14 protein-coding genes and 1 pseudogene are annotated in these 22,725 nt (G+C 69.9%); 2 read left to right on the forward strand and 13 right to left on the reverse strand.

Annotation, left to right across the window (positions count from 1 at the left end; translation table 11 throughout):
* Positions 1-3: 3 nt before the first annotated feature.
* On the reverse strand, positions 4-6,846 hold the full coding sequence (locus WME85_RS12545; protein WP_437837981.1) for a DNRLRE domain-containing protein: 6,843 nt from the start codon (positions 6,844-6,846) through the stop codon (positions 4-6).
* Positions 6,847-7,030: 184 nt separating this feature from the next.
* On the opposite strand from WME85_RS12545, the pseudogene WME85_RS12550 reads away from it, so the two are divergent.
* A pseudogene (locus WME85_RS12550) lies at positions 7,031-7,396 on the forward strand (adenylosuccinate synthetase); the annotation flags it as partial.
* 815 nt (positions 7,397-8,211) lie between these two features.
* Here WME85_RS12550 and gcvPA read toward each other — a convergent pair.
* The 9 genes from gcvPA to WME85_RS12595 form a co-directional block, all read right to left on the reverse strand.
* Positions 8,212-9,576, reverse strand: coding sequence for an aminomethyl-transferring glycine dehydrogenase subunit GcvPA (gcvPA, locus tag WME85_RS12555; protein WP_437837983.1), 1,365 nt, complete (start codon positions 9,574-9,576; stop codon positions 8,212-8,214).
* A gap of 54 nt (positions 9,577-9,630) precedes the next feature.
* Positions 9,631-10,032: a glycine cleavage system protein GcvH gene (gcvH, locus tag WME85_RS12560; RefSeq protein WP_437837985.1), complete on the reverse strand. Its 402-nt coding sequence runs from the start codon at positions 10,030-10,032 to the stop codon at positions 9,631-9,633.
* A gap of 90 nt (positions 10,033-10,122) precedes the next feature.
* Complete coding sequence (gene gcvT / locus WME85_RS12565) at positions 10,123-11,244, reverse strand: glycine cleavage system aminomethyltransferase GcvT (RefSeq protein WP_437837987.1); 1,122 nt, start codon at positions 11,242-11,244, stop codon at positions 10,123-10,125.
* Between the two features lie 88 nt (positions 11,245-11,332).
* Positions 11,333-11,890, reverse strand: coding sequence for a hypothetical protein (locus WME85_RS12570; RefSeq protein WP_437837989.1), 558 nt, complete (start codon positions 11,888-11,890; stop codon positions 11,333-11,335).
* Positions 11,887-15,510, reverse strand: coding sequence for a hypothetical protein (locus WME85_RS12575; RefSeq protein ID WP_437837991.1), 3,624 nt, complete (start codon positions 15,508-15,510; stop codon positions 11,887-11,889). The genes WME85_RS12570 and WME85_RS12575 overlap by 4 nt, the downstream gene beginning before the upstream one ends.
* A 25-nt stretch (positions 15,511-15,535) precedes the next feature.
* Positions 15,536-16,153: a hypothetical protein gene (locus WME85_RS12580; protein WP_437309371.1), complete on the reverse strand. Its 618-nt coding sequence runs from the start codon at positions 16,151-16,153 to the stop codon at positions 15,536-15,538.
* A complete protein-coding gene (locus tag WME85_RS12585; RefSeq protein WP_437837993.1) occupies positions 16,150-17,466 on the reverse strand; it encodes a PilW family protein in 1,317 nt (438 codons plus the stop codon). Before WME85_RS12585 ends, WME85_RS12580 begins: the two co-directional genes overlap by 4 nt.
* The gene (locus WME85_RS12590; RefSeq protein ID WP_437837995.1) at positions 17,463-18,071 is read right to left on the reverse strand and encodes a type IV pilus modification PilV family protein; all 609 of its coding nucleotides are present in this window, start codon (positions 18,069-18,071) and stop codon (positions 17,463-17,465) included. The genes WME85_RS12585 and WME85_RS12590 overlap by 4 nt, the downstream gene beginning before the upstream one ends.
* Positions 18,068-18,901, reverse strand: coding sequence for a pilus assembly FimT family protein (locus tag WME85_RS12595; RefSeq protein ID WP_437837997.1), 834 nt, complete (start codon positions 18,899-18,901; stop codon positions 18,068-18,070). Before WME85_RS12595 ends, WME85_RS12590 begins: the two co-directional genes overlap by 4 nt.
* A gap of 41 nt (positions 18,902-18,942) precedes the next feature.
* Here WME85_RS12595 and WME85_RS12600 point away from each other — a divergent pair, with 41 nt between their 5' ends.
* Positions 18,943-20,037, forward strand: a complete 1,095-nt coding sequence (locus WME85_RS12600) for a DUF6599 family protein (RefSeq protein WP_437837999.1) — start codon at positions 18,943-18,945, stop codon at positions 20,035-20,037.
* Positions 20,038-20,161: 124 nt separating this feature from the next.
* Here the strand turns inward: WME85_RS12600 and WME85_RS12605 are convergent, their stop codons facing one another.
* From WME85_RS12605 to WME85_RS12615, 3 genes are all read right to left on the reverse strand, one after another.
* Positions 20,162-20,857: a peptidylprolyl isomerase gene (locus tag WME85_RS12605; protein ID WP_437838001.1), complete on the reverse strand. Its 696-nt coding sequence runs from the start codon at positions 20,855-20,857 to the stop codon at positions 20,162-20,164.
* Positions 20,858-20,907: 50 nt separating this feature from the next.
* Positions 20,908-21,756: a MaoC/PaaZ C-terminal domain-containing protein gene (locus WME85_RS12610; RefSeq protein ID WP_437838003.1), complete on the reverse strand. Its 849-nt coding sequence runs from the start codon at positions 21,754-21,756 to the stop codon at positions 20,908-20,910.
* A gap of 122 nt (positions 21,757-21,878) precedes the next feature.
* Positions 21,879-22,718: a hypothetical protein gene (locus WME85_RS12615; RefSeq protein WP_437838005.1), complete on the reverse strand. Its 840-nt coding sequence runs from the start codon at positions 22,716-22,718 to the stop codon at positions 21,879-21,881.
* Between the last annotated feature and the right edge of the window lie 7 nt (positions 22,719-22,725).

Genomic DNA, 22,725 nt, shown 5'->3' on the forward strand with positions numbered 1-22,725 from the left:
CTATCAATGTCGATTTTCCACCCATTTGTCTTTGGGCAAGAAGCGCAACCCGCCGGAATTGAGCTCATCCTTGCACATGTCCCTGCACTCGTCGATGGTATCCGAGCTCACCCGCTTTCCGCACTCACGGCCCCGCTCGTTGTTGTGAAGATCCATCTTCTCGCCTTCCGTACTCGTGTCGTCTTCATTGAGTGAGCTCAAAGCCTCGGCGAAGCCGGAAGAAAAGTGACCCGTGGCAACACATGATGCAAGGCAATGACGATAGGCGTCCTCTGGCCCGTTCCAAGTACCGGGGAGATCCTTTTCTTTCTCGGCGTCTTTACCCGGGAGCAAGAAGGTGTCCAACCAGGTCGCAAGCACTACTCCGCCAGCGACAATCGCTCCTGCCACCAGCCACGGGTTCCTGCCATTGATATCGATATAGGTGAGAGGGTCGCCGTGTGCATAAGCGTAGAGGTTCAATCCCCCAGCAAAGCGGCTGGGATCTTTCGTCAACCACCTCCCCGCTGCGGCGTCATAGTCTCGCGCCCCGAAGCGCACAAGCCCCGTGTCGAGGTCGTAGAGCCCTCCCGCGAAGCCGAACGGCGTGAAGCCTGGGTTCGTGTCGACCAGGACGCGCCCAAACTCGTCGAAGTCCATCCTCTGCGCCACCGCGCCGGTCGCAGCGTCCACCACGAGCCGCGGGCTACCGAGGTGGTCAGTGAGGATGCGGTACGTCACGCCGCCCCTGATCATGAGCTCCGGCACGTTACGCCCTCGCCCGTAGACGAAGCGGGCCACCACGGTGCCCGCGCCGTCGAGCTCTGTCGCCGGCTGAAGCTCGCTCCGGTACAGGAACCCCTGGACATTGACGCCGCTCCGCTGCTTCCAGATGCGGTGCCCTTCGCCGTCGACGAGGTAGGCGATCTCGGTTCCGTCCGGCAGCTCGGCGTGCCGCAGGTTGCCGCGGGCGTCGTACGTGAAGTTCGTCGTGCCTCCCGTCGACGTGTCGGTCACGCTCGTTCGGTCACCCGCCGGGCTCATCCCGTACGTCATGGTCCCATAGGTCAGGAGCCGATCCTGGTCGTCGTAGGTGCCTCCCTCGGTCCCTGACGGCGAGGTCCTCGCGAGGCGGTTGCCGTTCGCGTCATAGTCGTAGTGCGCGACGAGCACGCCGTCCCGGAACACGTCGGTAAGCCTCCCGGCAAGGTCGCGCTCGTACTCGTACGAGTGGGTCTCTCCCAGGATCGTCTCCGTCTGCTGGCCGATGCGCCCCAGGGCATCCGGGGTATAGCTCACCTGGTAGAGCACAGAACCGGCCGCCTGTGCTACGTAGGTCTGCACGCCGCCATCGGCGTTTGGGGTCACGGTGTCGCTGATGACGCCAACGCTGCTTCCCGTGTACATCCCGTTCTGCGTGTGCCGGAACAGCGTGAGGCCGCCAGCCTGGTTGAGGAACCCGTCGTTGTCGTACCCGAAGCTCGTTGCCGCGCCGCCGTTGATGGTCTCGCTGTTGACGCGGAAGTCGTTGTCGTACGTCCAGTGCACGGCGCCCTGGCCGCTCCCGAACCCGGCGCCTGCCCATGTCCGGCTGGTCATCAAGGCACCGTCGTAGCCGAAGCCGAGCGAGATGCCCGATGGCCCAGTGACGCTCTCGACATGACCAGTTGTTGGATGGTAGCTCAGGCTGATGTTCCCCATGCTGAGCGGCATCGTGACCTGGCTGAGCCGGCCGGTCCCAGGATTCCTCGTGTAGACGCTGGCGAGCTCACCTGGGCGGGTCGAGCCCGTGAGCAGGTGATCCAGATCGTAGGACCAGGAGGTCGCCGTGGGGATGGATCCGGCGTCAGGGGCAACGTATTGTTCCAGCAAATCTGCCGGGGTGTAGCTGAAGGTGTGCTCCGGCCGGTCTGGCGGAGTGACCGTATGAACACGTCCGCCAGCGTAATAGCTCGACTCGATGATTTCCTCGTCGGCTCTCGTCACCTGCGTCACCCGACCGACCGAATCACGGGTGAAGTGTTCGATGTGAAGCAGCGGATCCGTCGTGCTCGCCAGCCATCCGTCCTCGTATGTGTACGTCCAGGTCCTCGACCCCTGGGACAAGGTGTGCAGCCGGCCATCTGGATAGTACGCGAAATCGACCGCGGTGATTCCAGGGAGCGCGATGCGCGCCGTCCGCCCTTGTGGCGTCAGGGTAGTCGTCATGCTCCGCCCTGACGGCAGCGTAGTGACGACGGTGTTCGTGGCTTTGTTGAACAGCTTCGTGAACTGACGCCCGTTGATCGTGAACGTATCGGTCATCGACGTGACGCTCAGCGAGTCGCTGGGGTCCGACAGCGTCACGGAGCGCGCCCCGGTGACCAGTCGCGTCCTTCCTAGAGGCGTCGTGATCGTCTCGCTGCTGAGAATGGGGGCCTGCATGCCGAAGCGCGGCTCTCCTTTCTCCTCGACGGAGGTCACGGTGCCGTCCGGCGCCGTGATCGTCTTGGCTCCGCTCGTGCGGGTCTGCTCCACGGTGGAGAGCCCGTCCGATCCGGTGCGGATGCGTTGCTTGCTGCCGTCCGGCAGCGTCGCAATCTCGTACTCGCGGGTCAATCCCATCGCGGTCGTGATCGTGACACGGTGGCCGTTGGGCGTCTCGGTCCGGGTGAGCTGCTTGTAGCCGCCCGCCGGATCCTCGTCCCTGATGAGGCGTCCTTTCACGTCGAACTCGAACTCGTACAGCCGGCCGAGCGGGTCCTCCAGGGACTGGAGCAGGCCGCTATTCGGGTAATACAAGAGCATCGTCGTCTCGTTCGCCGGATTCGTGACCTTCCAGAGATAGCCCTCGGCGTCGAGGGTGAGCGAGGTGCTCTGCCCAGTCGGCGCCAGGATGGCCGTCGGGTAGCCGTCTGCGTCGCGCTGGATGGTCGTGACCTGCTGGTCGACATCGGTGATCGTGCTCAACCGCCCCGCGGCATCATAACCGAAGTCGTAGCGCACGGTGCCGAGGAGCGCGTCACGGGTGGCGAGGTGCCTTCCCTGCTGGTCGAAGATGTACACCTCGGCCCCGTTGTCGCTCGCGATGGCGACGTCGGCCGCCTTGATGCCCGGGAGCGCAGTGTCGATGCGGGCAATCGCGTCTTTCGCTGAGCCGCTGCCTTCATCGGCGAACACCAGGCCGGCATCCGGCGCTAAGGCCAAGGCTGTCGGCTCCCGGAGCCATGCCGCGGTCGCTGGGCCATCCAAACCGCAAATCGAGCTGGAGCATGCTGCAGGACGAGGGGCACGGTTGCCAGCAACCGTGGCGAGGACCCCAGCGGGCGTGATCAGCCTGATGAGCTTTTGTGCACCAAAATTGACGCGTGAGTAGAAATACACGCTACCGTCCGGTCCGACGGTCAAGGGACCGGGAGTGCCAATCGAGGCCGATACCGCGCTCATGCCGTCGTCCGATAGGCTCGTAGCGCCGTTGCCCGCGATCGTGGTGATGATCCCGTTGCGATCGATCCGCCGGATCCGGTTGCCCGTATTCCCGCCAGTTGCATCAGAGATGTAAATGTTTCCATCCCGCCCGAGGGCTACTCCGCTGATCTGACCGAACTGGGCCTGGACAGCGGGCCCGCCGTCGCCCGAGCTGTTCGCGGGTAAGCCGTCCCATGTGCCCGCAACCGTCGTGATGATCCCGTCGGGTGCCACCTTGCGGATCTTCTTCGAGAAAGCCAGGTACAGGCTACCGTCATCGGACACCGCCATGCCATTGACGGCACCATCGAGCCGACCCGAATTGGCAAGCGCGCCATCAGCCGCGCGAGTGGTCGCGCTAGCCGCGATACCATTGCCCGCAACGGTGGTAACGATCCCGTTAGGCGCGATCTTGCGGACACGATGGATGTTCATGTCGTGAAAGTAGATGCTACCATCGGGCCCGATCGCGAGTTGGCCAGGAGAGTTTAAGAGCGCCTGCGGGGCGGGCTGGTTTTCACCGTTGTATCCCGATTGATTGAGGGTGCCGGCGATCGTGAACACGAGCCCTTCGGGCGTGATTTTTCGAATGCGGCTGGCAAATGTCTCGGAGTAGTAGATGCTTCCGTCCGGTCCTACCGCGATTCCACGAGGAGTCTGAATGTACGCCGATTCGGCGCGAATTCCATCGTCGGTCCAATTGCTTCCAGTAAGAGGCCGAACGCCGGCAACGCGCCGGAGCACGGAGACCATGTCGCGGCCCGTGCGGCGAACGCCGTCGCCTCGGTAGAGCGTGGACGTGTTCGGATCGAAGACGTGGTGAGGGGTCAAGCTATAGCCGGCGAGCGCGGCCGCGCCGTTGGTCCAGCCTCCAAGCGTGCTCTCCCAGCGTCGGCTCAGGGAGATCTCCTCCCGCGCGAGGCTGCCCGAGATGACCACGTCGGAAGGAACCCCGAAGGACCGGGGACCGCCGCCGCCGGAGCCGCCGCCGCCGCCGCCGGAGCCGCTCGACATCGTTCCCTGCGCGGCAGGCACATAATAGACGCCGTCGTACACGTATTCGATGTCCACCGTGACCGGCTGCACTCCGGGGACCGCGCGTCCGAACGCGTCTCTCCCGTCCCACTCGAACGTGTACTGCTGGTCCGGCGAGCAGGGGCAGTCGACGCTCAGATCGAACGTCGCCCCCGCCACGGTCACCTTGAAGGCGATGCGATCGAGGTTGGAGGGTACGGCCGACGTCGTCAGCGGGATCTCGAGCCGATAAGCCGCCCGATTGAGTCCCTTGGCTCGATCGCTCTTGTAGTGAAGGCCGAACGGCGTCCCGACGACGGGGAAGCGCTCCCCGAGCCTCTGGCTCTCGCACTCGATGATGGATCCACACTCGCGGCTGGGGTCGTCCGGATCCCCGCCGCCGCCGCCGCCGCCGCCGCCGCCGCCGCCGCCGCCGCCGCCGCCAGGACCGATTGGCGGCGGTGTGGCGCCGGGGCCCGGGCCGAACGGCCAGTTGCAGTCCCACGGGGTGAAGTGCGTGACCTGGGATCGCCAGAGGCTCGTCCCCGCCGCATACTGCGCGCCGAGCTGTCCGAGCTCCTCGGCGCTGATCCCAAGCGCGTCGAGCTCGCTCGCGCTGTCGGCCGCGCCGTCGCCGTCGATGTCGACGGACGCTACCCCGCCGCTCACAGCGAGGATCTCGATGACGCGCCCATCGTCCGCCGGCACCCACGCCCCTTTCTCGGTGTCATAATAGCCGAGCGGCACGTGCATCCCGACCGGGAAGTCGAGGAAGTTCTCGACATAGAACGGGATGGGGTTGTTGAACTCGACCTTCGTCGCCCCGGCGGCGACCGCCTCGTCGAGCCCGAGCTCCACCGCGTACGTGTACCCGCTGGTCGGCGGCAAGGTCCCAGGCATCGCCTCGGGACCGTTCGGCCCGACCGTGTACTCGGTCGCGCGCACGTGCACCTCCGCCGGCAGCGCCACGGTCATCGTCGCCCCCGGCGGGCCGCTCGGATCCGGCACGGTCATCGTCCCCGTCGTGCCCGAGGGGAAGAGCAGCGTCGCCTGGCGCGTGCCGCTGTCGTCCGTCTGGACGCTCCCGCGCGCGACCTGCGCCCCGGCCCCGCCGCCCAGCGTGACGGGCGTCACCACCGGATCGCTCTCGATCAGCACGACGTCGGGCGCCTCGGACCAGCGCTGCCACTGGGTGCCTACCTGCCGCTGCACCGGCAGATAGCCGGCCTTCTCGTACTTCATCGTGAGTGGCTGGCCTCCCCGCACGACCAGCTCGAAGGCCCCGTCCGCGCGCGTGAGGACCTGCCCGTAGCTCTCCGCGTCTCCCGCGCCGTGGTGCAGCACGCTCACCCTTACGCCCGAGATGGGAGCGCCCGCGCGCGTTGCGACCTTGCCCTTGACTACTGCCACTGAGACCGGGGCGATCGTCGCGGTCACGCCCGTCTGCGGCGCGTTGGGCCCCTGGTAGATGCAGCCGACGGCGTCGATGAGCCGCGTGGCCACGGTCGGATCCAGCGCCGGACAGGACACGTGCGTCACCGCGCCTGTCGCCGGATCGCACGTGTCGATCGTGCTCGGATCGCCGTCGTCCGTCGAGATGGGCGTGTGCACAATGCCCAGCACCGGGTCGCAGGTGTCGGTCGTGCACGCGTCCCCGTCGTCGAGCGTACCCGTGCAGGTCGCCGCGGTCGTGTAACAGACCTCGAGGCTCGGCCGCTCGGCCACGTTCGGATCCTCGCTGCTCCGGAAGGAGGTGGTGAGGACCGGCGCCTCTTCCAGCAACACGCCGTGATTCGGGGTGGTTCCCGCGAGCCACGCCGCGGCGAGCGCGGTCAGATCGGCCGTGCGGATCCCGGCGCCGGGCAGCGACTGAAATGAAGCCGCGATCGCCGGGTCGAAATCGGTACCGTTCGCCAGGCTCTGCCAGGTCACCGTTGGCTCGGTCCACGGCGAGAGGATCCGGTGGATGTTGATGGTGCTGGTGCTCGTATCGTCCCGGTAGATCTGCCTCAGGCGCAGCGTCGCGGAGGCGACCTGCGCCGCGGCGGGCACCGGCGAGAGGTCGAAGCGGAGGACGGCGTGCCGCACGCCGAAGCCGGCCAGCGTGCCCGTCCGGATCAGCACGGTCGAGTCGCTCCATGTCGGGAACGTCTCCCAGATCGTCGCGTCCTCCACCGCGCCGGCTGTCCCGCGCTGGATGGTGACGCAGGTCGGGCCTTCGCCCTCCACGGCGAGCTTCGCCTTGCCGTGCAGCTCCTCGTCCGGAGCATTCAAGCTGCAGGAGGCGCCGGCGGCGATAGCGCTGAAGAGGGTGCCCCCCATCAGCAGGAAGCATTTCCGCCGAGGCGCGCGTGAGAGCCTGAAGAGTCCCAACGCGCGCAGGAATGATGGATCGTGATGTCTCACCCAAGAGCTCCTTATGCAAAGAGAGCGCTGCAGAGCGTCACGCAGGAAAGCGGACGCATTCAACCGAAGAGCCCCAACGAGGCTTCGTCTCTCCCTGTGCCTCGTCACTATTTTCGCGCGCCCCCAGTAGGCGCGCAGTAGGACGACCGCTTTAGGAAGGACAGCTTACATAGCGCTCGGGGTGCTCCGCATTCAACAAAAATATGAGCTCCGCGATTCGCTGGCAAAGCGCATCACACCGCTGCTCGCCGACACATCGCAGCTTTTCGACGGGGCGCTCCGCCGCGGCGAGCGCGTGCTCTCGGAAGGGGCGCAGGGGACTCTCCTCGACATCGATCACGACACGTTCCCGTTCGTCACGTCGTCGGTGATCGCCGGGGGCGCGTGCGTGGGCGCCGGGGTCGGCCCGACGCGCATCCGCCGGGGGCTCGGCCTGGCGAAGGCGTACTGCGCGCGGGTGGGCGAGGGCCCGTTCCCGACGGAGCTCGGCGGCGCGCTGGGCGAGCGGCTGCGGTCGGTCGGCGGGGAGGACGGCTCGGTAACGGGCCGCCGCGGTCTCGCCCAGGGCCGGGCTCCGGGCATCGGGGTTCCTTGCCAGAATCCTGGCGACGGTGCGGGCCAGGCAGGCGATCGCTTCCGCGTTTCTCTTGACCCCCATGAAGCACCGGCCGAGCGCGATCAACGCAAGCGTGACCGCGCTGCCGCTCGTGAGCGCAGCGAGCACCAAGCGTAGCGCACCGCTCCAGGCCCCCGCCGGCCGCGATACACCCCGTCCACCGGCGGGGGTGGCCTCCAAGCAGCCCTCGCTGGACGCGTGGGCTCTGCGGCTCGCTGCAACGCTTGATGCAAGCGTTGCAGCGAGCGACTCGGGCGCCGAGTCGGCCCTTTCAAGCCTTGAGACGGCCGACTCGGCGGGCCGGTGGAGCGGATCAAGGCTTGAGATCGCCGGCCCGGCGGGCCAGCGGAGCGGATCAAGGCTTGAAATCGCTCACTCGGCGCCCGAGAAGGCATCTCAAGCCTTGAAACGGGTGGCTCGGGCGCCGGGGAAGCGATTCGAACGCAGGGGAGCGCTCACCGCCTTCGTCAGCGCGCGGCGACGTCCTGCCGGCGCTCCTGCGCAGCTGCGCAGGGAGCGGGTTCGGCCACAGCGGCAGGAGAGAGGGGCGGTGGACGGTGAGCCGCAGCAGCTCGGAAGCCGCGCGTCGCGACCCGAGCAGGGCCTGTGCGAGCGATCCGTGGCGCGCTTCGATGGAGGGTGGATACCCGGGATCGCCAGGGATCCCGGGTGCTGCGGTGCAGCGTCTCCGACGCTGCACCGCAAGGGGCAACGGCGCACGTGACATTGAGCGCGCCGCGCCTGCCGCCTCAGCCCGCGAACCCTGCGAGCCCCTGCACGAGCCGATCGAGATCCGCGCGGCTGTGCCGCTCGGTCACCGCGACGAGCAGCTCGTCCCGCCTCCGCGCGTCGATCCGCCCGAGATCGAGCCCGGCGATGATCCCCTGCTCCGCCAGCGCCCGCGTGAGCTTGCCCGCGTCGCCCCCGCGGACCCGCACGACGAACTCGTGGAAGGTGGGCGCCGACAGCGGCAGCGCGTACCCGTCGAGCCGCGCGATCTCCCGCTTGAGGTGCTCGGCCTTCGCGAGGCACTGCCTCGCCGCGTCGACGAACCCGCGCTTGCCCAGCATGCACATCCGCATCGTGACCGCCGTCGCGCAGAGCCCGCTGTTCGTGCAGATGTTGCTCGTCGCGCGCTCGCGGCGGATGTGCTGCTCGCGCGTCGCGAGCGTCAGCACGTAGCCGCGCGTCCCGTGCTTGTCGACCGTCTCGCCCACCAGCCTGCCGGGCACCTGCTGCAGGTACTTGCGGTCGTTCCTGCACGCGAAGAGCCCGACGTTCGGCCCGCCGTACTGCGGCGGCAGCCCGAGCGGCTGGCCCTCCGCCACCGCGATGTCGGCCCCGAGCGCGCCCGGCGACTCCAGCAGCGCGAGCGCGTACGGATCCAGCGTGACCGTGATGAGCAGCGCGCCCTTCTGGTGGCACACCTCGGCCACCTTCCGGATGTCGCCCACCACCCCGAAGAAGTTCGGGTAGCCGACCACCACGCAGGCGGTCGTCTCGTCGATCGCCCGCGTCAGCGCGTCGACGTCCGCCGTGCCGTCGCGGCCCACGCCGACGCGGACCAGCGACGCCTTGCCGGTCCCGATGCCGTGCACGTACGTCTCGACCGTGCCGGCGTAGTCGGGGTGCACGCCCTCGGACAGCACCGTGCGCTCGCGCCCCGTGAGCCGGCGCGCCATCAGCACCGCCTCCGCCAGCGCGCTCGCGCCGTCGTACATCGACGCGTTGGCGACCGGCAGCCCGAGGATCTCGCTCACGATCGTCTGGAACTCGAAGATCACCTGGAGCGTGCCCTGGGAGACCTCGGGCTGGTACGGCGTGTACGCGGTGTAGAACTCGCTCCGGAGCAGCAGCTGGTCGGCCGCCGGCGGGAAATGGTGCTCGTAAGCGCCGGCTCCCAGGAACGAGAGCATGCGCCCGGCGCGGTTCTTCTGCGCGAGCTCCTCGAGGTGCCGCATGAGCGAGGCCTCATCGAGGGGAGGATCCATCGAGAGCGGGCGCGTGAGCCGCGCCTCCTTCGGGATCGCGCTGTAGAGCTCCTCGAGCGACGACAGGCCGACGGCCTGCAGCATCTCGCTGATTTCCTCGGGCGTATGGGGCAGGTAGCGCATGGTCTTGTGCAGCGGGAAGGGTGATGCGGGAAGGGTGACGACGGCGCGCGGCGCTCAGTGCGCCGCGGTCTTCAGGAGCTCAGCGTACGCGGCGGGCTCCATGAGGCCGCCGAGCTCGCCCTGGTCCGAGGGCGAGACGACGATCATCCACGCCTTGCCGTAGCAGTCCTCGTTGACGAGCTCCGGGCGGTTCTCGAGATCGCTGTTCACGCGCTCGACCTTGCCGCTCAACGGCGCGAACAGATCGCTCAGCGTCTTGACGCTCTCGATCGTGCCGAAGGCCTTGCCCGCGGTGATCGTGTCGCCCGGCTTCACGTCGAGGTTGACCAGCGTGATGTCGCCGAGCTGATCGACCGCGAAGGCGGTGATCCCGACGACCACCTGGTCGTTCTCCTGCTTCGCCCACTCGTGGTCCTTGGTGTACCGCCGGTCCGTTCGGACATCATCGCTCGCCATGTGACTTCTTCTCCCTTTGCCAACCTGGGTCTATGGTCGCCCCGCGCCGCTCCTCGTGCGACTCGCGCGCTCGCGTCCGCGCGCCGCGGCTCAGGCCCGCTTGTAGAATGGCGTCTTGACCACGACCGCCTCGACCGACCGCCCGCGGCAGTCGACCTGGAACGTGGTCCCGACGGTGGCCATCGACACCGGCAGGTAGCCGAGCCCGATGTTCTTGCCGACGGTCGGCCCCGGGCTGCCGCTCGTGCAGACGCCGACCTTCGCGCCGCTGGCGTCGAGCAGCGGGTAACCGTGGCGCGCGATGCCGCGCCCCACCATCTCGAAGCCGACCAGCCTGCGCACGGGCCCCTCCTCCTTGACGCGCTGGAGCGCGGCGCGCCCGACGAAATCGCCCTTGTCGAGCTTCACCACCCAGCCGAGGCCCGCCTCGATCGGGTTCGTCGTCTCGTCGATGTCGTTGCCGTAGAGCGACAGGCGCGCCTCCAGGCGGAGCGTGTCGCGCGCGCCGAGGCCCGTCGCCTCGAGGCCGAGCGGGCTGCCGAGCTCGACGAGCGCACGCCAGAGCCGCTGCGCGTCGGACGGAGAGCAGAAGATCTCGATGCCGTCCTCGCCGGTGTAGCCGGTGCGGGCCACGGTGCAGCGGACGTTGGCGAGCGTCGCGTCGCGGAAGTGGAACGACGGCAGCTCGCGCAGCGCCGCGCCGTCGCCGCCCGTGAGCGCGACGATGTCGAGCGCCTTCGGCCCCTGGAGCGCCATCATCGCGGTGCGGTCCGACGCGTCCTCGAAGCTGCAGTGGTTCTGCGCCGCGCTCCGGAACTGGGCGGAGATCTTGTCGCGGTTCGACGCGTTGCAGACGATGAGCCATTGCCGCGGGTCGATCCGGTAAACGATGAGATCGTCGAGGATCGTGCCGGCGTCGTTGCACGCGCACGTGTAGAGCGCCTGACCGTCCTCCAGCTTCTTGACGTCGTTCGTGACGAGGTAGTCGACCACCTGCCCGGCGTGCTCGCCGCCCAGGATCATCTCGCCCATGTGCGAGACGTCGAAGAGCCCGGCGGCGGTGCGCACCGCCCTGTGCTCCTCGGTCACGCCTTTGTACTGGACCGGCATTTCCCAGCCGGCGAACGGGACCATGCGGCCGCCGAGCTTGATGTGCTCGTCGTAGAGCGGCGTCCTGCGGAGCGGAGCGGTGGGGAGCGGCTTGGTCGACACGGGCGCGATCTACTTCGAAAGGTCGGGGATGTCGACTGGCGCGGCGGCCCGTCGCGCCGCGCAACGTCGAGGCCGGCGCCGGCCGCGCTCACTCGAGGCGGGTGGGATCGAGCACCTTGCCGTCCGGCGTCAGCCCGTTGCGGCGCCAGCGCTCCTCGACGGACAGGCCCCGCTCCGGAGGCGGACGGGTCTCGTCGCGGACGACGAGCTCCGAGACGTGCGCGCGCGAGACCACCTCGATCCGGATCATCCGCTGCGGCGCGCTCTTCACGGTCGCGCGCGAGAAGATCGTCTTGGCCGGCCCTGTCTCGACGTTGCCCGCGAGGACGCGCGTGCGCACGTAGTTCGCCACCCGCTCGGCCGGGATTTCCCCGACCGCGAAGACCGCGTCGGAGAAGCGCGCGCGCACCTTCATGCGCCGCGGGATGGGCAGGCCGAACGCCTGCTCGACGCCCTCGGCGAGCTCGCCCGGCAGCGCCTGGTCGACCGGCGGCCGCGGGGCCGACGCGTCGCTCGGCGGCGGCGGCGCCGGCGCGCCCGCGTCGCTGCGGCAGGCGAGCGCGGCGCACGCGCACGCGACGCACGCGGCGAGCGCCGCGGCGGCGCGCGCCGCCGCGGCACGCGGAAGAAGACCGGCTCGCTTCATTCGACGAGGGTCGCCCACGAGTCGACCTTGACGATCCGGCGCGGCGCCTGCAGCGACCTCGTGCTCGTGCGCGTCTCGGCCCCCTGGGCGTCCTCCTGGCCCGCGGCGCCGGTGTGGAACACGAGCTGGTACTCGGGCGGGGTCGACTGGCGGACGACGGTCTGCGCGCCGAAGTACGGATCGGAGAAGCTCTCCGTCTCGATGCACGTCGGCTTCTGCGTCACGGCCACGCCGAAGACGACGGTGCCCGGCGTCTGATCCTCGAAGTGCTGGGGGGGCGACAGCGGATCGATCACGAGGCAGGCGTTCGGGTAGGCGGCCGGGTTCGCCGCCGCGCCGCGCAGGTAGTCGACGCCCCAGATCGAGCCGAACCCGTCCGCGCACGCGTAGGTCCCGGGCGCGGCGGGCGTGAACGTCGCGAAGTACGCGCAGCCGTTGAAGAGGGAGATCGGCCCGGTCACGCGCTTGCCGTCCGTGAACGGGACGACCCAGTTCTCGGTGAAGCGGAGGCCGCTATTGACCGGCTTCTCGGTGATCGACCAGGCGCGCGTCTCGATGGTGCCGCCCGCGGTGAACGCCTCCTGGTCGCCGGTGGAGAACAGGACGACCGTGTTGCCGAGCGGGTCGGTGCTCACGACCGGCGTCGTCTCGATCGGCTGGCTGCTCGCCGCGGTGTCGGTCTCGAACGAGTACGCGTCCCAGGCGAGGTTCACGGTCCAGCTGGCCGGGTCGGTGCTCGCCAGGCGGACGTGCCAGAGCGTCCCGTCGGCGTCGCCGATGTAGATGCGCTCGGCGACCTCGCCGACCCCCGACGGAAACGGCACGGGGATGCCGGTGATCGGAGAGTCGAAGTCGACCTCCGTGGTCCGCGGCGCGAGCCCGGCCGGCCCCTCGGCGGCGAGCCCCCGGAACGTGCGGATCACCTCGCCTGTGTCGAGCCGGACGATCGTGAGCGAGCGCGCCGGGCCGACCTCGCCGGTGGTGCTCCTCTGGCCCCAGCACCGGACCGAGTCGCGCACCGCCAGGCTGCCCGTCGGCTGGAAGAACGGGTGCGTCGTGCTCTTCCGGGCGCACGCGCTCTGGTTCGTGTCGAGCGGGGCGGAGCCGCCGGGCAGGATGGCGACCGCGACCTCGCGGAGCGAGCCGTTGGTCTCGATCGCCACCGTGGCGATCGCCGGCGTCGGCGTCATCTCGCCGAACAGCGCGCCGTTGTTGTCGTCCCTGGAGAGCTGCCACAGGAACCTCGGCTCCCGCGGGTTCGTCACGTCGAGCGCGTAGTAGAAGCCGCCGCCCGAGCCGCCGGAGGCGAGCAGCACGGTGTTCCATGTCGAGCTGCCGGCGGCCGCCTGCGCGCCCGTGCGCTCGAAGACGACGTTCTTCACGACGGGCGCGCCGTCGAGCAGGATCGACTGCTGGTTGAACGTCTGGAGGAGCCGCGGGAGGACGTGGGGCGGCAGGAAGGACCAGAGCTCGTTGTTCTCGACGCGGTCCACCTTGAGCGGGTCGGCCGCGTTCGCCGCCGTCACCTGGAAGGCATGCAGCTGCCCGTCGGTCGTGGCGGTGTAGAGCATGAGCGGCCGGTTCGCCCGATCCGGGTGCTCGGCGAAGGCGCGGTACGACTCGTCGGCGATGGCCTCGCGCGGCGGGCCCACGACGATCGGGGTGGAGTGGTAGATGCTGCCGAGCTCGTTCCCGTCGCGCGTGGCGACATCCGCGGGCATCGGCTCGCCGGTCTCCCACGCGACGAGGCGCTCGGCGCAGAGCGGGACGGTGTTGGCCCGCAGCCCGCCCGAGCACTGCGGGGCGACGGTGGCCACGCTGGGATCGAAGCCGAGCGCGCGCGGCGCGTTGGAGAGCTCGGTCGCGAACATCGAGCCCGTTGCTGGGGAGCCGCCGCCGGTCACCGTGCCCGTGTAGCTGCCGAGCCCGTCCGCGGACGCGGCCGAGGGGCGGATGCTCCGCTCCGACCAGACGTTCAGCGCGGCGTCGGCCTGGGCGATCACGCTGAAGAACCTCCGCGGCCGGTCGTTGGCGTTGACGTTGGCCGCGAAGTCGTCGCCCTTGTTCGGGTCGACGTCCTCGATCTGGGTCGTCATCACGCCGTTCACCGCCTCGCAGACGAAGCGCTTGCGCTCGAGGTTGCCGCTCCAGAGCGAGCCGTCCGGCGGCGGGCTGAACGACGAGCCGAACTGGTAGGCGACCCCCGCGGCCTCGCTGCCGGTGTCCGCGGTCGTGACCGCGTTGGCGAAGACGGGGAGGGTGCGGCTCGTCGAGTTCGCGGCGATGCGCGCGAAGATCTGCGACATCACCGAGGAGAGCTCGTTGGCGTCGTCCGGGAAGTAGCCGCGGTCGGTCCCGCCCTCGATGGCGATGCGCGCGAGCGTGCAGCACGCCTTGAGCGCGCCGGTCGCGCCGTCGCAGCGCCCGGCGGGCAGGAAGTCGGACTCGGCGATCGTCGAGCAGTCGGTGCCCGCCTCGGTGGAGAGGCCGAACCCGACGGTATAGGTCCGCACGCGCCGGTTCGGGTTCACGTGGGTGTTGAGCGAGTGGGCGACGGTGTGCGGCTCCTCGTACGGGCAGCCCGTCCCTTCAGGGCCCGCGCCCGGGGCCTGCGCGCAGGTCGGGCGCAGGTCGAGGTTCGGCTCGCCGTCGGAGATGAGCACGATCGAGGTCTTGCGGCAGCCGCCGCTGATGTACGGGTCGTCGCGCGGCCCGAGCGGCCGGCCTTGCCATATCGAGGCTTCGTTGAGGATGTAGTCGCGCGCGTCGGTCAGCATCCCGGCGAGCGGCGTCGCGCCGTAGGGGCGCGTCGCGATGAGCGCGTCCTGGATGCGCTCGTTCGTCGTGCGGACCTCGGTGATGTCCGCCGTGTACGACGGCAAGGGGACGAGCGGCCCTTCCCAGAGCGGCGCGGCCGGGTTCTTGGCGCCGACCTCCATGTCCTGCACCGCGCAGTCGGGCGGGTTGCCCCGCGCCGGGTACCCGGCGCCGCTCTGGAACTCGAGGAAGTAGCTCCACATCCCCTCCATGCCGCCCGCGGGATCGGGCGAGCCGGAGAGGAGCCCGGTGCTCGCGTCGGGGAGCGTGTCGAACGTCATGAGCGAGAACCGGATGCGGTCGCGGTAGACGTCGAGAAGGCCGGACGGCTGCTGATTCCACGCCGTCGTGCAGGCCTGGGCCGCGTCGTCGAAGGGGTGCTCTCGCAGCGAGTTGTAGTCCGCCCCAGGGCCCTTCGTGCAGCCGGCGGAGAGCAGGCGATGGAAGGGGATATAATAGTTCCTGTCGTAGGGCGGCTCCGCGCCGAGGCTGAACTCGTCGACGAACTCGGAGCTCGTGCGGGGCTGCGCGTAGCACGAGAAGTCGTTGATCGGGCCCGTGAGCGACTCGACGAGCTTCGCCCAGCGGCTCTTCAGGTCCTCGGAGGCAGGGGCGTTGAGCGGATTGCAGTCCGGCTCCCCGCCCGCCACGGTCCGCTCCATCGAGCCCGACGTGTCGACGAGCAAGAGGACGTTGGGGAGCGGCGGCTCGACATCGATGGCCTGCCCGCGCGCGCGCGGGGCGAGGAGGCCTACCGTCGCCGCGGAGCCCATCGTGACAAGCACCTTCGTCAGGTTTCGCATCGTGCGCTCCGGTTCGTCGCTTCCACTACGGGCAGAGGACATGGGCTACGAGGGACAGGGCTTCCTGGCTGCCCGCCGTGGCGACCACCTCGCCTTCGTCGGGCGTGCTGCCAGGGTCAGGCCAGGCGATGAGCCGCCCGTTCATGGCGACCGTGCAGTAGTCTATACCCACCTGGGTCTGTTCGGTCTGGGAGGTGCCGTCGTGCTTCCCGAGCGCAGGCCGTATGCTGTCGCTCAGCTCCACCTCGAAGGTCCACCGGACGTCCGTGCGACCGAGGCTCCCTGGCGCGCCGGGCCCGTCGAGCTCCAGGAGACCTTCCGCCGCGCTGCTCTGGAGCTCGCGCGAGTTGATCGTTCGGCAATCGATGGGCGCGCCCAGGCAGTCCACACCCGTGGACAAACCACCCAGGCCGCCCCTCTGCTCGATCTCGGCGAGCGAGAGCTGCATCGCATACTCGGCGAGGTAGTGCGTCTGTGTCATCCGGCGCTCATGGCCGCTCGCGATGGTCGACAGCGTGGCGGCGTGGGCCGCGAACAGGCCGATGGCGGTGAGCATCGTGATGACCAGCACGACGATGAACACGGCGGCGCCACGCTCGCGGGAGCGACGGCGGGACCGGGCGATGCTTGCGTTCTTCATCATCTTGGCTCTGCCTGGTTCGGGAGCGCGACATCGGCGTAGAGCGTGCGCATCCGGGCGAACACCGGAGAGGCTCCGGCAGGCACCGTGTCTGTCAGGGTGTTGACGCCGGCGACGATGCCGGGGATCAGGAACCTGAGCCTGCGGCCATCGGGGCCGACGGGGAAGCCGACGTCGCGGTCGGGCGCCCGGGTGCGGGTCGACAGCCGGATCTGGACCGAACGTACGTCCTGCGGCCTGGCGCCCGGCTGGTCATTGGCGGCGGCGATGGTGTACACGTTCGCGTTGTCGGTCGCGGCGATCGGATACCGCGTGATCTGTGGATCGCTCTTCTGCAGTACGGGGTCCGCCTGCACGGCCGAGATCCCGAACTTGAGGTCGACGGCGTACTCCGCAATCACCTCGAGCGTCCCCGGGATCTCCTGATCTTGGTCGTCGAGCTCGACGCGCACGAGCTCGGTGCGCCCGTTGTCGCCGGTGAGCGCCGGCGTGATGGGCGCCACGAGCGGGGCATAGGACGTCGGTTTGCCGACGAGGCTCCGGATGTCGTAGCGGACGCGAGAGATGACGCTCACCCATGCGTTGCCGCCGGTGAGGGGCAGGCCGCAATCCGGGACGGTGGCCAGCGTCGTCACGCCGGGAGGCGACTTGAGGTAGACGAGGTTTCCCGGCTCCAGACGATCGATGACAGCATAGATATGCTTCTGACTCGGGCGGCTGATCCGCAGGATGCGGCCCTCCAGGAAGATGTCTTCCAGGCTCAGCCCGCCGCCCAGCGCGCGATCGTTCGTGCGCCTCAAGGCGGCGCTGTCGAGGAGGTGGACGTACCAGGTGCCGCTGTCGTTGACGACGCGCGACGCGAACACCTCGGTGGTGTTCAAGCTGCCGCCGATGACGAGCGCGTCCGGCCACAGCCCGTTGACGATGCTCTGGCCGAGCTCCGAAGGGTGGAGGAACACCGACCCCTGGCGCTGGATCGCGATGCCCGCGAGGTGCCTCAGGCCGCTCGGCGTGACCGGGGCGCCTCCGCAGCGCTGGCTGTCATCTGTCTGGATGTTGCGGGGGGAGAGGTAGGCGGCGCGCTGCAGGTCCGCGGCGAGCCGGTTCAGCCCGATCGTCGCCGCGAGGTGCGAGGCCGATGCCCTCGCCTCGTTCTGGAAGAAGCGGGTCGCGTTCTTCGAGAGGAGGAACGCCGCGAGCGACACGACGAGGCCGGCGGCCATCGCCACGAGCAGCTCCACGAGCGTGAAGCCTCGCTGTCTTGAAGCGCGCGCCCGCGCGCGGGGGGAGGTGCGTCGGTCTCGCATCGCGGTCATCTCTCGGTCGTGTTCCGGCGGACGGCGGTCGTGACGTAGACAGCGCCGAAGCGCTCCGGCTCCGCGTCGACGGTGGCCGTGGCGACCGTGCAGTCGATCGGGTTCCCGCTGCGCTCCCACGTGACGCGGATCTCGGCCCGGATGAGGGTATCCCAGCGCCGCGCGCCCGTCGTGGCGTCGGTGAACTGGCTGAAGCGGACGTGCGTGCAGAAGGCGGACTGCGACGGGTCGCCCGTGTAGATGTCGGTCCCGAACACGTCGGCGCTCGGCGCGCCGAGCGCCGCGATCGGCGTGGGCGTCACCTTCGCCGGGAAGGGGGCGGTGGTCATCAGCCTGATCCAGTCGGTGTCGCTGTCGCGGTCGGGCACCCCGCCGGGATCGTTCCACTGGAGCGCGTCCACCCGCAGCCGCTCTGCCCAGGTCATGGCGATGTTGTTGGCGATCGCGATGTTGCGCGCGTTCGTGTTGCTGATGAGCGTCGCCTTCTGCAGCGCGAGCACGCCGGTGGCGCCGATCGCGAGCACGCCGAGCGCCGCCATCACCTCGATGAGCGTGTAGCCGGCGCTCGCCGCCCGGCCGTGGGGACCAGCGCGCCCCGCGCTCACAGGCCGAGCCTCGCGACGCCGTTCGGCGGGACGAAGACCGAGCGGAGGAGCCCGGTCCCGCTGTTGGTCACGTTCACGCGGATCGCGCCGAGCAGCGGCACGAACCCGGCGCCTGGGTCGTAGCGGACGAAGGTCCGCCCCCGCGCCGTGAAGCAGACGTCGGCGTCGCCGTGCGCGACGCCGTCGGGCGGCGTGGGATCGCGGAGCTCCACGGTGGCCAGCTCGACGTCGGTGACGTTGAGCTTCGTGACCAGCTCGGTCTGGGCCGGGTCCATCCAGTTGGCCACGTTGAGGCAGCTCTTCGAGAGCTGCGAGCCGGGCACGAGGCCCTCGATGCGCGCCTGTCGCACCTCGAACTCGCGCGCCGTCTCCGACCACCGCACGAGGACCGCCGTCCCGCGCCCGATCGCCTGGTGGCGCGCGAGGCGGTAGAGGCCGCTGATCTCCATGGCGGTGCGGTTCACGCGGCGATCGCGCATGCCATTGACGAAGCTCGGCGACGCGGTGGCGGCGAGGATGCCGATCAGCACGACCACCGCGAGCAGCTCCGGGAGGGTGAAGCCGCGCGCGCCGCCGCGGCGCCGCGCGCGCGCTCCCGGAGAGCAGGCCCGCGGTCGACGAGGATCTCGCAGAGGAGGTCGCGAACAGGAGGAAGAACGCACCGAAGGGCGGGCAAAGGCAAGCCGCATGCCCCGCTCGCCGCGCGCCAAGTCATCGAATGCCATGGTGAATCTCTCAAAACACCGCGCGGCGGGCGCTAACGATTGCGGCGCTATGAAAAAAGGTGCAAGGCGAACGGGCCATGCGATTCCCGCCGGAAAGGTGTTCATCGAGAGTCCCGTTTGCCCACAGCGCGTCGGCCACGCGTCGCGTGTGCCGCGCGCTCCTCGCCGGGGCGCTCGCGGCCGCGCTGTCCGCGGGCTGCAGCAAGAAGGACGAGGAGCGCCTCGGCGCGCCGCCTCCGCCGCCGCCGGCCGCCAAGCCGGCCGCCTGCTCGGACGGCGGGGGGAAGATCGGCGACGCGGCGAGCGCGCCGTTCTTCCCGCGCATGACGGGCGGCTTCTGCCTCGACCCGAACGGCGCCGAGAAGACGTTCGGCGAATCGGCGTCCCTGCCGCTCGACAGCATCTGCGACATGTTCGACGGGGAGTGCGAGATCTACAAGGGATTCGGCGTGCGGCGCGTGGTCGAGGCGCGGTACGTGAGCGGCACCGGCGGCTCCGCGACCGTCGACGTGCACCTCTCGAAGTTCGGGTCCACCGAGGGCGCCTACGGGATGTTCACGAAGCGCACGGTGGGCGACGGCGACCCCGCCGACGAGGCGACGCCGGGCTCCATCGACGGCGGCGGCGCCGCCGCGATGGGGGTCGGGAACGCGTACCTCTGGCGCGGGCAGTACCTCGCCGAGATCACGTACAACGACGAGGCGCTGGCCGAGGCGGCGCTCAAGTCGTCGAGCGAGAAGGTCCTGCCCGGGCTCGTGAAGGAGCTCGGCTCGAAGCTGCCGGGCGAGCCGGCGCTGCCCCCGGCCGCGGCGGCGCTGCCCAAGGACAGCATGATCCCGCTCGGGATCCGCTACGAGACCAAGGACGTGCTCGGCATCGACGGCGCGGGGCCCGGCGCCTTCGGCTACTACAAGGAAGCCGACAAGCGCTACCGGGTGCTGTCGGTCGTGCGCGGCGACGTCGACCAGGCCAAGGACGTGCTGTCGACGCTGGCGAAGCTGCCGGGGGCGGCCCGGGAGAAGGGCATCGGCGACGGTGCGGTGCGCCTGATGCACAAGGAGGGCGACAGCCCCGCCACCGAGTGGATCTTCGCCCGCGCCGACAAGACCGTCTACGGCGTCGGCGACGAGGCCCGCGTGCTCCGCAGCGGCATGACGGCCGACGAGCACGCCAAGATGACGCTGACCAAGGAAGAGAAGACGGCGCGGCTGAAGAAGCTCGTCACCGCGCCGGCCCCCTGAGCGCCGCGAGGCGGTGAGCGGGGGCCCGCGGCGTCACGGCGCCGCGGGGCGGTGAGCGGGGGCCCGCGGCGTCACGGCGCCGCGGGGCTCCCTGTGCGCTGCAGGCGCCCGCGCGGCGCCCGGATCACTGCGTGCGGAGGATGACGTGGAAACCGAACGGCGTCTCGACGAGCTCGCTCACCTCGCCGACCTTGATCTTCTCGAGGCCCGCCTGGAACTCGGGGACCATCGCGCCCTTCGGGAACTTGCCGAGGTCGCCGCCGCGCTTGTCCGCGCCCGGCTCGTCCGAGTACTCCTTCACGAGGTCGGCGAACTTGCTCGGGTCGGCCTTGGCCTTCTTCATGGCCTCGGTCGCGCGGGCCTGGGCCTCTTCCTTCGTGCGCTCGATGGTCGGGGGGGCGCGGCGGCTCCCCTTGTACATGACGAGCAGGTGCTTCGCGCCGAACATCTCCCGCGGCGCCTGCGCTGACTGCGCCGGGCGAGGCGTCGGAGCGGGCGTGGGCGGCGTGGACGCGACGGCGTGGTGCTCCTCGGGCTCCGGAGCGACAGGGGCCGCGAGGCGAGCGAGCGGCGTGTTGTTGAACATGCCGACGAAGCCGAGGAGCCCGACGAACACGAGCGCGCTGAGCACCGCGTGCGGCGTCCACCAGTACGGATCCTCCGGCTCGGTGCCGTCGTCCTCATCGTCGTCGTCGCGGCCGTGGACCGCGGTGGCCTTTGCCTCTTCCTCCTCCCCGTCGTCGTTGTCCTCGTCGAGCGACTCGTCCTCGTCGAGGTCCTCGTCGTCCTTGGCCCTGTCCTTCTCGGTCGTCTTGCTCATATCGCTTCCCTGATGCGGGCCTCGGCCTTAGCACGCGCCCGCGCCGGCCGTCAGCCGATCTCCGCCCAGGCGCTCGTGAGCACCGGGTCCGGCCGCTCCTTGACCGACGTGACCACCGCGACCTTGCCGCCGTCCAGCGCGTAGCCGCGCGTGACGAGGGTGTCGCCGGGCCACACCGGCTTGCGGAACTGCGCGCCGTAGGCCCGCAGCCGGCTCGCGTCGCCGCCGGCCGCGCCCTGGATGATCGCGCGCGCCGCGAAGCCGTACGTGCAGAGGCCGTGCAGGATGGGACCCTGGGCGAAGCCCGCCTTGGCCGCGACCTCGGGGTCGGCGTGGAGCGGGTTCTCGTCGCCCGAGAGCCGGTAGAGCAGCGCCTGCTCCGACGTGGTCGCCTGCTCGATCACCCAGTCGGGCTCGCGGTCCTTGGGCACCGGGGCCTCCGACTCGTTGTGCGGGGGGCGCGGCCCGCCGAACCCGCCCACGCCGCGCACGATGATCGACCACACCGTGTCGAAGAGCGGCTGGTCCTCGAGCGTGGTCTTCGTCTCGACGATCACCTGCGCGAACTTCTTGAGGTCGTAGACGGCTGCCAGGGTCGCGGTCGTGAACAGCGTCCCGCTCGTCGGGAGCGGGCGGTGGACCCGGAGCGTCTGGCCGCCGTGCACGATGAGCGGCAGCTCGGCCCCGACGGCCTCGAGCGCCTCGAACACGGTGCCCTGGGTCGGGATGACGCCGAACGTCGGGTAGACCTTCATGCCCCCCGGCGCGCCCTCGTAGAGGTACTCGAGCTCCTCGCGCCTGGCGCCGATGCCGAGCGCGTAGGTGGCCAGGGTCTTCCAGTTGATGGTGAAGGCGCTCGGCTGGGTCGTGTGGCCGACCTTCGAGAGATTCAGCGGCATCGTGGCTCCTCGCGGGGTGGGTACGGCCGACGAGGCGTACAGACCTGGCGATGTCGCGTCAACTGCCGCGCGGGGCGCGCGCGAGCGCGGCGCTGGTCCCCAGTCGCCGCGTGGCCGCGGCGTCAGAGCGCGACGCGGTAAGCGATCAGGACGCCGATGTTGAACATGTCGACGCGCTCGGAGAGCGAGGCGCGATCGCCTGTCGGCGAGACCTTGCGCTGCTCCGGGAGGAACCAGCTCGAGTAGCGGAGGTGGCCCCCGAGGCTCCAGTTGTCGGCGAAGGTCCACTCGCCGCCGACCGCGAGCCCCGCGGCGACCCCCTCCGTGCCGATCGTCGCTGCCCTGGGCCCGACGTAAGCTGCGTCCGAGTACGGGTTGCGGTCTTCCTCGACCGACCAGGAGTCGTTGACGACGACGCCGCCGATCGTCACCCCCGCCCACCCCTCCCAGGTGTCCGTGCGGATGCCGTAGTACCGGAACACCCCGTCGAGCATGAAGTAGCGGCGCGAGTGATCGCGCTCGAGGGAGGCGGCGCCGCGCGCGGCCTCGGAGCTCAGCGTCGCCGCCCAGAAGATGCCCGCGCCGAAGCCGATGTCGCCCCAGCGGTAGAGGTTGTGGATGCCCAAGGAGACGCTGGTCTCGCCGCGCTCGCAGGTCTCTGGCGACCCCGAGATGGGGCAGACGTCAGCGCCGGGGAGCGTCATCACGCCGCCGCTCACCTCGACCATGGTGTAGGGGAAGTCCTGCTCGCGCGCGGCGGCGGCACGGCGCGCGGCCCTGCTCTCGTCGGCGCGGCCGGGGGCCGCGAGCAGGAGCAGGGTGAGCGCGGCGCCGCACGCGCCAACCGCGGCGCCGCGCGCAGGGCGCGCTCGCCGTCGGTGCGGCGGTGACGCGCGACGGCCCTCCCCAGCGCGGACGTTGGTGGGCGCTCGCGACGTGGGGTACCAACGGCCTGGATTCACCTTCGAT

The sequence above is a fragment of the Sorangium sp. So ce1153 genome (assembly GCF_051521595.1).
GTDB lineage: Bacteria > Myxococcota_A > Polyangia > Polyangiales > Polyangiaceae > Sorangium.